Source organism: Rapidithrix thailandica (assembly GCF_039710355.1).
Classification (GTDB): Bacteria; Bacteroidota; Bacteroidia; order Cytophagales; family Flammeovirgaceae; genus Rapidithrix; species Rapidithrix thailandica.
In genome coordinates this window covers 201,012-216,060 of the sequence record NZ_JBDKWZ010000008.1, presented here as the reverse complement: position 1 = coordinate 216,060, position 15,049 = coordinate 201,012, and the positions used below count along the sequence as shown (strand labels likewise).

Genomic DNA, 15,049 nt, shown 5'->3' with positions numbered 1-15,049 from the left:
AGATTTAGTTTTAGAGTTTTTGATGTTAAGAGTTACTTGTATGCAGATGTTAAGAGAATGAGTGAATCAGAAGAGATTTATTCACTGCATGAATTAGTTAGTTGTTTTTGAATTAACACAATTTTGGAGTAGATATTCATTTCATGTTTACTATTTGATGTAATGTTAAGAGAGTATTATAAATGCAAACTAACAAAACCCGCAATTTCTTGCAAGGAATATGCTGTTTTTTTACAAAAAAAATACAAATTCAGGTTTTACAACAGAATATAAAATATTTAATTAATTGATTTTCAAATAATTACAAACAAAATTCAAACTAAAAAAAATTACAAATACTAAAATTTGCAATTCAAAGCAATCAATTAAAACATGCAACAGGGCAAGTATAAGTTATCAAATGTTTACAAGCAGGTAGATTGCGTTGTTCAATATAAAGATAAAACAGCAGATAAAGTCATAATACATTCAGGTTTCACTTGAGTGAAGAGACAAACAAGCACCTTTCTGCAAACAAACTTGCAAACAGTTGATACCACTCTTTTTCAACTATTTACACAACACATCCGAGTAGTAAACAAATGAACAATGACAGTCAAGATGAAATTAAAGAAAGGTAGACTCAGAAGTGGTTTATACTTATCATTTTTGACCGAAAATGGTATCAAAACCGGCCCAGGAAGGCACTTTTTGAAGAGAATAGCCAAAGCTATTGTTGAAAAAAGTAACACAGAGGAGGCGTGTTTGAAACATTTTTTAGCAAAAAGAAAAAGGTTAATTCACTTCTTTCTAAAAAAACGAACAAACAAATAAAATACACCTAAAACGGCCAACCTGTTGAGCTCAAACAGCTTTTCATGTCATTAAAGCCGCTTTTTGTAGCAGAGGCAGGTACACTTCAAAGGTAGTCCCTTCATTGACATGGCTGTGAACCTCTATCTTTCCCCCTAAGGCATCTACCTGATTTTTCACTAAAAACAACCCCAAACCTTTCCCTTCTACATGAAGGTGAAAGCGTTGGTACATTTGAAAGAGTTTGTCTTTGAATAAATTCAGATCAATGCCTAAACCCGAATCACTCACGGACAAACAAATAGACTTTCCTTTCTTTTTACACGCTATTTCAATTTTTTGAGGGCGTTGATCGGACCGGTATTTTATTGCATTGGATAACAAACTGTAGATAATATTGTAGATATATCCAGGGATGGAATGTATGACTCGTACTTCCTGAAAGTTCAAATGTATTTCGATACCGGCCTTACGAATAGGCTCGTCCAAGGCATTTACCGCTGAACGAGCCACTTGTTGTAAATCCACTGCTTTTACGATATCAAAACCTTTGCGTACTTCTAATACCTTGTTTAAATCTTTAATCACTGCATCTAAGTTTTTTGCCGAAGACCGTAAGTGACTGGTTATTTCCGCAATTTCCTTCTGTTCAATGTTATTATTCTGATACAAATTGATCAAGCCTAAAATTTGTGCTACCGGGGCTCGTAAATTATGCGAAATGATAAATCCGAATTCCTCCAGGTCGCGATTATTTTGAATCAGACGCTTGATGAGCATTTCGCGTTCTTCTTCATATTTTTTCCTGTCTGATATCGGAAATTGCACAGACAAGAATTGATAGATAGATCCCTTATCATCTGTAATGGGATTGATAGTGGTATCCAACCAATAGATCTTTCCTGATTTGGTGGTATTCCGGATTTCGCCCCGCCAAGGTTTTCCCGAACGAACGGTATTCCATATGGTATTCCAATCACCGTCAGAAAAACAAGTGGCATTTACCTCTTGATACTTTTTTCCAATCAGTTCATTTTTAGGGTACCCTGAGGCATTACAGAAAGCAGGATTGACTTCGATGACGCTGCCTTGCCGGTCTGTCACCGACACCAAGGCGCTGTTCTTTAAGGCCTTCTTAAAATTGGCTAGCTCCCAATAACTTTTCAAAAGAGCTTTTTCTGCTACTCTTCTGTAGGAAATATCTTGCCCAATGTACACTTTCATGGACTTATTCAGCCAAACACAGGTCCAACAAGTAGTTAATTGGCTATTATTTTTGGTTTTGACTTGAAAGTCTCTCCACTCCGAGCCGAGCTGTTCACTTTCTGCGGACATGGGAAAAGCACCGTCCGAGGCGTATAAAAAATCATTAAGAAAATCATCCTCTGAAGTAAAGTGTTTAAGCGACCAGCCTGAAAGCAACTCAAACGTTTTGTTCACCATCGTTATTTTCCCTTGGTGATTTGCTATTAAAACCATCACCGGCAAGCTGTCAAAGAATTGCTCATACTCTACCGCTTGTGCTTTTACTGTCTTAAAAAAATAACTAATAATCAGGTACAGTACGACTGAAGACAATAAGGCGAAGAACGCTCCTTTTACATTTTGAATCAACATTGTTGTACCGGCATCTTCCCAGGGAAAGATCCTTAAAACCAGATAGTCTGATAAAATAACCCAACCGATCCCAAACAATGCATAGAGTGCGGCAATCCACAAGGCCGGATTTTTTATCTTTTTATGCAATCTTCTTATCATACAAAAACCCGATATTTAGTAATTCGCGGAGCGAATGTTAGTCATTAGATAATCGTTTTGGCAAAAGAGCAAAAGCCCTTCACAAGGTTAGTTTATGTCAATATGATAAGTGTAACCGGAAAAGAGGATTTTTTTTGAGATACGTTCTGCCTCACAAACGGCCGGATGTTTTCTACTTAAAAGTTACAAAATAATTAGGAGATTGAGAAGCTCCGATTTCTTACAAACCATCTGTACCGTAAAATATTCATCCGGCCCTTGAGCGGCTGACAGATGATTAGTATGATGGAGATCTACAAAATAAACCTTGACCATTCCTTTAGGGTTACATTCGTTTTTGGTGTATAATTTTTAATACTTTTGCTGATAAACTCAGCCCGGTATGCCACTAATTCATAAACAAATTAACAAACAAGCATTGCGTATTTTTTGTTGGCAATTAGCCTTACTTTATAGCTTATTTTCAAAAGTTTATGCACAAAATCCAAGTCCTAAACGAGAATTCCGGGGAGTTTGGGTCAGCACGGTTGCCAACCTCGATTGGCCTTCTCAAAAAGGACTCAGTGCCCGGCAACAGCAAAATGAGTTTATTGAAATTCTGGATCATCTCAAAAAATGCGGGATCAATACGGTCATCGTACAGGTGCGTCCGGCGGCCAACACGTTATACCCCAGCAATAGTGAACCATGGTCGGAATGGATTACAAACGACCCGGAGCGGGGACCCAACTATGATCCGGTAGAATTTATGATCTATGAATGCCGACGAAGGGGAATGGAGTTTCATGCTTGGTTTAACCCTTTCAGAGCCATGTATTATACACAATCGAGGGAAGAATTACCTGAAAACCATCTTGCCCACCTTAAACCGGAATGGATTGTTACGTACGGAAGTACACTCTACTTAAACCCAGGCATTCCGGAAGTTCGTCAATACGTCATAGAGCAAATTACGGAAGTCGTCCGTAAGTACAATGTTGATGCCGTACATTTGGATGACTATTTTTACCCTTATCCCATCCCCGGAAGGCCTTTTGAAGACAAACATACCTTTTCTGAATTTGCCTCAAATACGGAAAATCTACACAATTGGCGCAGGGCAAATATTGACCAGTTTGTACAGGCCTTACATGAAGCAATCCAACAAGAGAAAAAACATGTAAAACTGGGAATCAGCCCTTTTGGAGTATGGCGCAACAAAGAAGAAGACCCCCAATTCGGCTCGGCCACCGAAGCGAATGTGACCGCTTTTGATGCCAATTATGCCGATGTGCGCAAATGGCTGCAAAAACACTGGGTTGACTATGTGATCCCTCAAATCTATTGGTCACAACAATTTCCGGAGGCTCCCTTTGGCGTACTGGCACGGTGGTGGGCCCAAAACCACTTCAACCGGCATGTGTATACCGGACATGCTGCCTATAAAATACAGAACAATGCGGACAGCACTTGGAACAACCCGGAAGAACTCCCTGCTCAAATCCGCTTAACCCGCACTCTACATCAATCCATTCAAGGCAACGCGTTGTTTAGTTGTAAATCCGTATTGCACAATACAGGTCACCTCTCTGACTCTTTACAGGAACACCTCTTTCAATACCCGGCTTTAATCCCCACAATGCCTTGGAAGGACAATACCCCTCCCCTGGCCCCTAAAAAACTTAAAACCAGAAAAAAACAAAACGGGATAAAACTCAAATGGCATAAACCTGCCCCAGCCGAAGACGGTGAGCGACCTTACCGGTATATTATCTATAAGTTTAAAGAAAAGGAAGTGATTAATATCAACCACCCCCGGCATATCTTAGCAGTCCTTCCCGGATGCCAACGTTGGTTTCTCGATCAACAAGGGCAGGACACGGACAGGTATGTAGTAACCGCGCTGGATCGAATGAACAATGAAAGCCGGCTTTTTGAAGTCAGTTTGGCTAATCATCACTCTTCTGATTAACAGATTATAATAACCGGCAATACCAAAGCCAAGGAGAGTACTTGCTTTGGATAAACAGAAATGGACAATGCCCCTTTATCCACCTCTTTTACATATTGATTGGCTCAAAAAAGCGCACTTTCTCTTTAGTCATTCAAAATGCCCTTACATTTCTTTCAATTGTTAACAGATAAAAGATTCCTCCACCAAAAACTACGCAAACAGCACTAAATCAAGCACCTGATAGCTTTTTTACACATTAAAAAAATTAATTAAAAGACTTTCATTTTTCAATCCAGAACTTATATTTGCAATGCTTATTTAGATTAAGTTTAAATAAAATATACATGAATACATCAAATTATCATGTGGTCAGTCAGCGATTGTTAGAGATGCTCCACATAGACAGTGCAGAACAAGAAATTGTATGCAAAAAGAAGAACTGTTGCAAAAAGTACAAAAAGGGCAAAAATCACTGCAAAAGTTGCCCTAAACGATAACATACCCCAAAAACATTATTCCCGGGCGGTTCAACAACGAACCGCTTTTTTATACCCTTATCTTCTTTCACACTGTTATTTTATTCCTTCATAAAATAAGCTTTTCCCCATTCCTTCTTTTCTGATTGCGTCCATAACTCAGGAAAGAAAATGATTTTTTGAAAACGAGGAGGCAAGTATTTTTGCCAGTTAGTCCCCCCTGTCGCTGAAATCACCTCCGGATCTCTTTGCAAGTAGCGGGCAGCCGATTTGTAATGCGACAAGGGCCATTGTACATTCATCAGTTCGTCCATCGTCCGCAAAGCTTCCACTGCTTCTACCTCTTCAGCACCGCTTTTCACTGATTTTAAAAACAAAGACCACAAGTTCTTTGTCTGCATCTCATGTATCAGTTGTATCAATGGCTCTTTATACTTCTCTTCAAACTTTATCAATGTCAGTGTTTTCTTTCCGGATTTCAGTTCAGATGCACCTTGCTGCCAATACAAATAGGAGAAGGTCTCTTCTATGGGAAGGTTTGACAAGTGGGTTTCAGAGAATTCCTTTGACAGCAAATTCCGCAAAGGAGTGGCCCGGAATTCTATCATCCGGTATTGAACAGATTGAAACCCGCTAGCAGGCAGCAAGGTCATTCGAAACTTTAAGAACTGCTCTTTTTCCATACCCTCCACCATAATTTCAAAAGAATTGACCAGGTGCTTCAGGTAACGATTGATCCGCTTAATTTTCCCGACAAATATTTTTCCTTCCAAAGAAGGGGATTCTGAACATTGTTGTATTTCCCATAAAATCAGCTTGAAGTACAGTTCTGTGATTTGATGATACATAATAAAAATTTGTTCATCGGGAAAGTCCGTTTTGGGGTTTTGCAGACTCAACAGCGTATCCAAATGAATATAATCCCAATAGGTCAAAAAGTTTGCATAAAGCAAACCATCCAGGTAAGAAGACATGTCCTGCCCCATCACATCGTATTTGCTTCTTAGTTTCCGGAGCTGTTCTTCAATCTTGGCATCGATATTTTTACGTTTTTCATTTTCCATCACTTTATCATTTAATTAGGTTATGCCGGCCGGATAATAACTCCTCTTTGCAAGCCCAATACTTCCAAAGACGATAGGAATACAATTGGAATTTGCAAAGCCGGATTAGGTATAATGTACTTCTGTTTTTCTGTCTTTTTTTAAGCATTTTAAGTTTATTCTAGCTTGTTGCCCGATTTAAAAATGTTTTCTTTAATTTTCCTTAGAAGCTCTTTAAGTTTTGTGTTTGGAAATTTTTGCAGGGGTTATCCTAACTGGCGGATTTCATTTTTCCGTTGGATTGGCACTTTTGGTATTGCCGGAAAAAAACAGTATCCCGTTTTCAAAACTTTGCAAGCCCCATTGACCAAGATTCAAACAACGCTTAAAAAGAATTCTTTAAGAAGTAAAATATAAGCCACTTAGTCAAAAAAAAAAACGATTAAAAAAGGAAGTATAAAAGCTTCTAAAAGTAATCTGTAAAACCTTATCCCTAATAGGGAATACAAGCCTTCAACTTTATGAAAATCAAACAACACCTTCTTTTTTTTGCTTTGCTATTTTTAAGCCCTAGCCTTTTATATAGCCAACAACCGGAGTGGGCCCTTAACCAGGCGGAATATTTTCAACAAAAATCCTTATTGACACAAAACTTTGTGTATGAGCCGGGCATCAAAACGGTGATGTTATACCCCCGGCTCTCCGGCACTCCCAAAGACATATTGCAAGCTCCGGTAGTACCTGTGTACCAATCGGATCGCCTGGTATTGGAGTTTGATGAGTTTGGAGATGATGCCGACTATTACAGAGCAAAAATCCTACACTGCAACCACGACTGGAGCATTTCCAACCAACAGGCTATTGAATACCTGACGGAATACAATGAATTTAGCCTGGATGACTTTGCCTTCTCGATCAATGCCAAGGTACCTTATGTGCACTTTCGGTTTCAGCTGCCCAAAGTCAAGCTTTCGGGAAATTACCTCTTGGTCATTTACCGGGAAGGAGATGAAAGCGACCTGATTATCACCCGGCGATTTATGGTGTTTGAAGAACAAGTATCGGTATCGGGAAGCGTACAGGAAGGATTGGGAAATGAGGGATTCAGAAGGAAACAAAAAGTAGATATACTGGTCAACTACAAAGACTTTCAGCTTATCAACCCCAAGGAGAATATCAAACTTACAATCCGGCAAAACTACCGATGGGACAATGCAATCTACAACTTACCTCCCTTGTATGTAAAAGAATTTCAAAAGCAATTGGATTTTCAGTATTTTAATGATGAAAACACCTTTGACGGAGGAAATGAATTCCGGGTTTTTGATTTTCGAAGTTTTACCAATACGGGAATCAATATCCAAAAAGTCGACCAAATCGGCAATGCCAACCGGGTCTATTTACACGAAGACAAATCGCTGGAAGGCCGGGTGTACAATCAACGTCAGCACATGGAAGAATTTAACGGTGCCTATTATATTGACCACTACGAAAGTCGAGACGGGGCCCGCGAAAGCGACTATGCCGAAGTCCACTTTAACCTGGCGCTTCCCAATCCGTTGGAAAACGAAGTCTATATATTCGGAGGGTTCTCAGACTGGCAACTACGCAAGGAATACCAAATGCTATACAATGATGAAAAAGCAGCCTATGAAGGTAAAATCTTGCTCAAACAAGGGGTGTATAATTACTTTTATACCATCTATAACCCCAGCACCCAACAAAAAAATGACCTGTTGATAGAAGGCAATCACTCTCAAACCCGGAATGAATACGATGTGTTGGTCTATTACCGTCCTTTGCAAGCAAAAGGTGACCGACTCATTGGCTATTTACGGATAAAAACCCCATAGGAATCTGTTAGGCCTATAGGAGTTAAATGTATTGAAGCGGTGGATCATTATATACTTATTATCAGTAAGCGAAATCTATCTTCCAATATAAGTCCTCTACTTAAACTTTGAAAACCATGAAATTTTTAGCATTAGGAGATTCTTATACGATTGGGGAAGGCGTATCCCGCGAAGCCTGTTGGCCGGTTCAATTAACGGAAACGCTGAAACAATCCGGATTTGCTTTTGAAAAGCCAACCATTGTCGCCTGTACGGGTTGGAGCACTGATGACCTGCTGGATGCCGTCACGGATTCCCTGGCCGAAAACCATCAATACGATCTTGTGTCTTTACAAATTGGGGTCAATAACCAATACAGAGGCTATGCCCTCAGCGAATTTGCATCAGCCATGGATGATTTATTCGAAGAAGCAGTATCCCTCGCCACCCACAACGAAAAGAGTGTATTTGCTCTTTCGATTCCCGATTACAGTGTAACTCCGTTTGCGCAGGATAAAAACCCTCCGGAGATTGCCGAAGAGATTGAACATTTTAACGGTGTCATCCAAAGGAAAGCTGAAAAGAAAGGTATCCTTTTTCTCGACATCACCCCTTTGTCCAGACAAGCCGGCCAGGACCTTACTTTTCTTACCAAAGACCAATTACACCTATCGGGTGCGATGTACACGCAATGGATCCGTTTGATCAAGGACGATATTGTCAAATTATTAAAATTTTGAATCCATAGGGAAAAACACATTCAACATTGTAGAAAAACAAAATAGTTTCTAATTTACCCATAGAAGCGGTTTAAACTTATAGTTTTTGACCAAAAATGGAATCAAAATCGGCTCATCAAGGCACTTTTTGAAAAGAACAGCCAAAGCTATTGTTGAAAAAAGTAATATAGAGGAGGCGTTTTTGAAACATTTTTCAGGAAAAAGAAAAAGGTTAATTCACTTCATAGAGATCTTGTTTACAATTTGATAAACCACAACACTAACCCGAGTAGCCGTCTCCCAAAAACGAAATTGCGCTTGATTTGTAACTGGTTCATTTAAGTAAGATTTACTTTTTATGATTGGACAAAATCAAGCCCTTGCAGGGTTCGCCTACCTAACTTCCAAAATATTCATGACAAAATTCAGTATATCCGGATCATCAGCTTTACACCCCTCAAAAAAGCTAAAACGAAAGATCACCAAAAGAGAAATCAGTAAATCTATCCTGGTGGAAGTAGCGTGGGAAGTATGTAATCAGATGGGTGGTATTTATACGGTTATCCGTTCAAAAATTCCCTCGATGGTGGAATATTGGGGAGAACATTACTGCCTGTTGGGGCCTTATGTGCACAGCAATGTAAGTGCGGAGTTTGAGCCTATTTCGCATAGCAGGTCCCCTATAGGCCGGGCGGTGGAAAAAATGCGGGAGATGGGCTACGAAGTACATTACGGCCATTGGTTGGTTTCCGGGCGCCCACAAACGGTTCTTTTCAACCCTTTCAATGTTTATGATAAATTAGGGGAGATCAAATATGAACTTTGGGAGCATCACGATATTTCTACTCCCGGAGGAGATGAGATGTTGGACCAAACCATTGCGTTCGGGCATCAAGTGGAAGTTTTCCTCCAATTGTTAACCGAGGAGGCCAATAGTAAAAAAGTAGTCGGACACTTTCACGAATGGATGGCAGGTATTCCCATTCCTCAAATCCGCCGGAAAAGCATTCCGGTTTCTACGGTTTTTACCACCCATGCCACCTTACTGGGCCGGTATTTGGCCATGAATGACCCCTTATTTTATGAATACCTTCCCTTTTATGACTGGCAAAAAGAAGCGACACATTTCAACATCGAACCTATGGTCAAAATTGAACGGGCTGCCGCTCACGGTTCGCATGTTTTCACCACGGTCAGCGAACTAACAGCCAATGAATGTGAGCATTTGCTGGGACGAAAGCCGGATGAAATATTGCCTAATGGCCTGAACATCGAGCGCTTTGAAGCTTTGCACGAATTTCAAAATCTGCACCTGGAATACAAAGAAAGGATCCACCAAGCCGTAATGGGGCATTTCTTTCAGAGCTATTCCTTCGACCTGAACAATACCTTATACTTCTTTACCTCAGGCCGCTTTGAGTATAAAAACAAAGGGTATGACTTAACCTTAGAGGCTTTGGCCCGCTTAAACTGGTGGCTCAAACAAGACAAGTCCCCGGTTACCATTGTCATGTTTATCATTACCAAAAGGCCTTTTCATAGCATCAACCCTATGGTTCTGCATTCAAAGGCCATCATGGAAGAAGTCCGGCAATGTTGCGATGAAATTCAACATCAGGTAGGCGAGAAATTATTTTATGCCGCTGCGGCCAGTCTGGATCATCGCTTACCTAACTTGAGTGAGTTTGTGGATGATTATATGCGCTTGCGATTGCGCAGAACTTTACAATCCTGGAAATCGGACAGCCTTCCCCCCATCGTAACACACAACTTGGTCAACGATGCGGAAGATGAAGTACTCAACTTTCTGCGCAATGCCAACTTGATCAACTACCCGGACGACCGGGTGAAGTTTATTTACCACCCCGATTTCATTTCTCCAACCAATCCTTTGTTCGGAATGGAATACCATCAGTTTGTCCGGGGATGCCATATGGGGATATTCCCCAGTTACTACGAGCCATGGGGCTATACGCCTTTGGAGTGTATCGCCAGCGGTGTCCCTTCGGTCACCAGTGACTTGTCAGGTTTTGGTGATTATGCTCTCAAATCCATGAAAGACCCGGAAGAAAACGGCATTTCCGTTACCAAACGCAGGCATGGAAATTTTGATAAATCGGCAAATGAATTGGCCACTTTTCTCTACAACTATGTGCAGCTGAACCGGAGGGAACGCATTGCCTTCAGAAATCAAGTGGAGAGTAACTCTGTTCTTTTTGACTGGCAATACTTGGCTTCTCATTATGACAAAGCCCATAAAAGGGCCATTGTTGCCGATCTTTAACAAAAAAGGTGTATGTGTATAAAAAACGGTAATCTTCAAAAGTAAGATTACCGTTTTTTATACAAATTAAGAAGCCTTATTCTTTGCTTTTTCCTTCGTCTTTCATCGCTTCCAATGCATCCAAGTCAATCTCATCCACCACCTCTTTCAGCTCGTCCATTTCAACGCCTTTCCCTTTGATTTCTACGATAAATCTTTTTGCTACCAATAGCGACAATTCCCCTCTTTTATCATTGTAGTCGAACTTTTCAAATGCTTTGTGCCCTTGAATTTTGGTTGTTTTTTCATATTCGTTTTCCGTTTCACGGTCAATATCCGCCATGATCCACCCGGCGGCCAATACACTCATCCCAGCCCCCATAGAACCCATATCCATGATGGTGACCTCCACCGATTTTGAATAGTCTTCTGTTTCGTACCCGGCTTCTACGTTAGACATCTTAAAGCCCATCGTTCCGGTTTTTTCCCCTTCAGTGCTCGTTCGCTCAATTCCGACAGCAGTTTGAGGCAACAATTCTTTCAATTTTCTAAAATCCACAGGCTCTACCGTCACCCCTTCTTCCATATTCTTTTCCATCTCTTCAGCAGCTTTCTCCATTTCTTTCAATGCTGAGGCGTAATCTCCCAAGCCAACTTCATTTTCTTCTTGGGCAGATTCCGATGATTTTGAAGATTCGTCTCCACCTCCACAAGCCAATAAGGCAAAAGAGAACAAGAGGGAGAGAATCATTGATTTTGGTGCAATCATAATGAATATGTGTGTTTTTATTAAAGAATAAAGTTGTTTTAAACTGAAGACAGAAAGTATACACACCACCCTTGAATTTCATTCACTTATTTTCCGATGTTTGAGCTGCCCTTTCAAGGTGTTTTCATTTATACAAATCCCCAATACTTCTTAAAAAGATATTTTATTAAAATAGAATACGTTCCTTTTTCCTTTAAGTTCACCTTCTTCTTTATTTTTAATGCGTTGGATACCCCATGCCACAAAATAATTCCCAAACCAATAGTCCAAACGGTCTTCAAAACTGCGTTTGATTTTATCCGCTTTGTGTCCGGTAGCCATTTCGGACTCGGACACTTCCTCTACCAGATCATTCCCTTTGATAAATTTTGAGCGAAGTTCACCTTTAAAACTATAGGAGAGCTTAATATAATCATTCCTTACTCCGGCTCTTACCACAGGTCTTAAATATCGATAACGTACCCGGTCCAGCTCAAAACTATTGTCCCAGGTCAAATTCCCCTTTTGATCAAAACCTGCAGCCATGGCATGCGTAAATTCATAGCCATCAAACACTCGCACATACGTGTATACCCGGCTGCCATAGTACCAATCATACACCCGTTCTGTCCGGTAGACGGGGTAATAAGCCTCGGCAATCATGATATTTTGCTCTTTTTTCTGGATTAGTTCATGTACATTAAGCCGGTATTGCAAGTTCAGGTCTTTTCCCTTTTCTTTTTTCTTTTTGAGTTTTTTTTCGATGCGTCCTTGTTTTCCTTCGGACATATAATTCAAAAAATTATTCAGAGAGGCAAAGTTGTGAAACTTTACATAAGCCAGCTCCTGCCCGTTGTGTTCTGCGATAAACAAACCATCGGAATACTCCGAATTGCGGTTAGAATAAGTTCCGATTACCAACATTTTCCCATACTTCGTCAATGTGATGTGCCCATTCAACAGGTTTTTGTCAGTACTATGCCTCAAGGGAATTTCAAAGGCGGTTTCCCCTTTCGGGTAATATGCTTTTGCCACCATGTGATTCTTACCTCCCTTCCAGTTATTGATGGTCATATTGATAATTTGGTTCACCGTATCCTTGGCTAAGGAAGGCACTTCGGATTTTTTGGTGAACGAGTTTTGCAAAAGATTGACTACCGGCCGCTTCTGTTTATTCAACTGACAATGTAAGATCATAGGGGTACGTTTCGCATTTCCCAAGATGAATGCCCAGCCCTTAATCACTTTAAAGTCCACGTATTCCATATTTTTAAATGAAAAGAGTTCAAATTCATGGACCTCTCTACGCAAAGGGTCCACTTCTACGATGGAATACTCTCCTCTGGAATATTTTTGAAAATACAAATACACTTTATCGTCTTCCACATCGAAGCCCTGGAAATCCAGTTTACCATTTTTAATGGTTAAAGGTGCGGCCCACAATTCTACCATAGAAGTATCGTAATGTGTAATGGTCCAATTTTGTCCATTGCCAAATAAACTACCTTCATCTTGTACGAATAGCAACAAACCCTTTTCTTCCAGTGTAATGATGTGGTATTCGTCATTGGCATTATTGAGAGGAACCTCAACGCGGTCAATGTTCACCTGAGCATGTGCAAACCCAACCAGCAACAAACAGAAAAAGATGCAAAAATATCTCATAATGATTTAGCTTGATCTAATCAGTTGAATATAAAATACTTCTCAAAGATATACAAAGAAGAGCCTTAAGAAAGGTGAATGGTTGGGAAGCTTGTTATAAGGGGAAGTGCATTTTAGAGGTACAATGGTCAATTTCAATCAGAACCTTTTCTTTCTACCCACAAAAAAAGCCTCTTCTTTCGAAGAGGCTTGGTAAGCGTTTGAGAGGAAATTAGTTGGCGTCCCAGAATAATTTCGTGGAAACTTTGTCACCTCCGATTTTTTCACCGGCACTGTGATAGTTTTGACCGTTTAATTGTCCTTCATTCAAAGGATAAGTGAAACGTACCGGAATATCTTCGAAATCCATACCGGCAGGAGTATTCATCAGATCCATATCTAATCTTCTCCAGGTAGTCCACCCTTCAAAACCTTGGTTATACAGAGCGAGCCACATTTGTGTACCAATCTTTTGCTTCCAATCGCCCGGAGCTGTGGTATATGCTATATGATCCAATGCCAGGTAATCGTTCACTCCTTCTACATCCCATTGGTCGAAAGAGGCTTTGATACCGGTATTGTAATATTCTTCAGCGGACATTGTGGTGTTATACCCTCCTCTTTCCGCAGCTTCCGCTAACAAGAATTGCGTTTCGGCATAATTGATTATGGTACCCTTTAATTCAGGAACATAATACACATCTCCAATATGAGAATACACTTTATATGAGTTTGCACTTCCATAGACACCTCCTACATACAATCTAGGATTTTTTCCTGCATCCGAAGCGGGCATCACAAATGGCGTTTCTTTATATTCCAAATAATCATTTCCGTCCGCATCTTCATACAAAACAAAACGTCCTACGCCATCTTCAATCAAAGAATCTTGTTTCACTTCGTTTTCTTCACGGAATTTGAAACTGATAGGATTTGCCGCGTAGGTCATCATACGAGGATCCTGCAAATCGTTCAACAGGTCTACCAACGTGTTGGAAACGATGAAGTCAGCTCTACCGCTCAACACCAAGTCCTCATACAATGGGTTTGTGTTTGGAGCTACAGAGAAGTAAGTAATGGATGCATTGTCCGCATTGCTTTCGAAAATTCCGGCAGCCAATGCTTCATTCACCCATTTTTGAGATTTAGCAGCATCTACATCGGCCAAGCGCATACCCAAACGCATTTTAAGCGTAGCAGCGAACTTTGCCCAGTTTTCCAAAGAGCCTTCGTATACTGGGTCTTGAGTGTTTGCAAAACCTTCAGCGTCAAAATCGATACTTGCAACGGCCTCGTCAAGCATTACCACGATGTTATCATAGGTGGCGGCTGCATCATCGTATTTAGGCGTAACATTTTCCGTATCAAAAGTTTCTTCAAAAGGAATATCTCCGAAGGTGTCCACTAATACAGAGTATACATACGCACTCATGATATCCAACAATGCAATCTGGTTTTTCAATACTTCTTCAGGAATAGAAGATGTTCCGCTTTCCATCTCAGCAACCACTAACCTCCGGCCTTCTACCAAATCAGACAAGGCATCCCGGTAGCCATTTTGCCAAACGGTAGCGGGAATGGTTCTTCCTACCAAGTTGTATTGACTTTCATCGGGGTAGGTGGTTTGCGCCCAATATTGAGCAAATAAACGCCATACATTCTCATTCACGTTAGTATTTACCATCATGTCAAAGGCCTCCCGGACCCCTTGAGCATATAGAGTAGAAGCTGGAACTTCTAAAGGGTTTTTGGTGGGCTTATTCAGCTTTTCCATCCGGTCATCGCATGCTACTAACCCCAAAGCAGCGAAAGCTAATATTAATATTTTTTTCATGTGTGAT

Annotated in this window: 9 protein-coding genes; 4 read left to right on the top strand and 5 right to left on the bottom strand. The window is 40.5% G+C overall.

The window, feature by feature from the left end; genetic code table 11:
* Window positions 1-855 precede the first annotated feature (855 nt).
* Window positions 856-2,550, bottom strand: a complete 1,695-nt coding sequence (locus AAG747_RS15735) for a PAS domain S-box protein (RefSeq protein ID WP_346822151.1) — start codon at window positions 2,548-2,550, stop codon at window positions 856-858.
* Between the two features lie 382 nt (window positions 2,551-2,932).
* Between AAG747_RS15735 and AAG747_RS15730 the strand changes: the two genes are divergently transcribed.
* Window positions 2,933-4,501, top strand: a complete 1,569-nt coding sequence (locus tag AAG747_RS15730; protein WP_346822150.1) for a glycoside hydrolase family 10-like protein — start codon at window positions 2,933-2,935, stop codon at window positions 4,499-4,501.
* 559 nt (window positions 4,502-5,060) lie between these two features.
* Here AAG747_RS15730 and AAG747_RS15725 read toward each other — a convergent pair.
* The gene (locus tag AAG747_RS15725) at window positions 5,061-6,023 is read right to left on the bottom strand and encodes a tryptophan 2,3-dioxygenase family protein (protein WP_346822149.1); all 963 of its coding nucleotides are present in this window, start codon (window positions 6,021-6,023) and stop codon (window positions 5,061-5,063) included.
* 500 nt (window positions 6,024-6,523) lie between these two features.
* Here AAG747_RS15725 and AAG747_RS15720 point away from each other — a divergent pair, with 500 nt between their 5' ends.
* The 3 genes from AAG747_RS15720 to AAG747_RS15710 all read left to right on the top strand — a co-directional run bounded on the left by AAG747_RS15720 (window position 6,524) and on the right by AAG747_RS15710 (window position 10,837).
* Window positions 6,524-7,855 (top strand): type IX secretion system plug protein, encoded by a 1,332-nt coding sequence (locus AAG747_RS15720; RefSeq protein ID WP_346822148.1) that lies wholly within the window; start codon window positions 6,524-6,526, stop codon window positions 7,853-7,855.
* A gap of 116 nt (window positions 7,856-7,971) precedes the next feature.
* Window positions 7,972-8,574 carry an SGNH/GDSL hydrolase family protein gene (locus AAG747_RS15715; protein WP_346822147.1) on the top strand — a complete coding sequence of 201 codons (603 nt, stop codon included), beginning with the start codon at window positions 7,972-7,974 and terminating at the stop codon, window positions 8,572-8,574.
* Window positions 8,575-8,968: 394 nt separating this feature from the next.
* A complete protein-coding gene (locus tag AAG747_RS15710; protein ID WP_346822146.1) occupies window positions 8,969-10,837 on the top strand; it encodes a glycosyltransferase in 1,869 nt (622 codons plus the stop codon).
* Window positions 10,838-10,913: 76 nt separating this feature from the next.
* Here AAG747_RS15710 and AAG747_RS15705 read toward each other — a convergent pair whose 3' ends face one another.
* The 3 genes from AAG747_RS15705 to AAG747_RS15695 form a co-directional block, all read right to left on the bottom strand.
* Entirely contained in the window at window positions 10,914-11,585 is a 672-nt protein-coding gene (locus AAG747_RS15705; protein WP_346822145.1) for a transposase, read from the bottom strand.
* A 150-nt stretch (window positions 11,586-11,735) separates the two neighbouring features.
* Complete coding sequence (locus AAG747_RS15700; RefSeq protein ID WP_346822144.1) at window positions 11,736-13,229, bottom strand: hypothetical protein; 1,494 nt, start codon at window positions 13,227-13,229, stop codon at window positions 11,736-11,738.
* Between the two features lie 211 nt (window positions 13,230-13,440).
* Complete coding sequence (locus AAG747_RS15695) at window positions 13,441-15,042, bottom strand: SusD/RagB family nutrient-binding outer membrane lipoprotein (protein WP_346822143.1); 1,602 nt, start codon at window positions 15,040-15,042, stop codon at window positions 13,441-13,443.
* Between the last annotated feature and the right edge of the window lie 7 nt (window positions 15,043-15,049).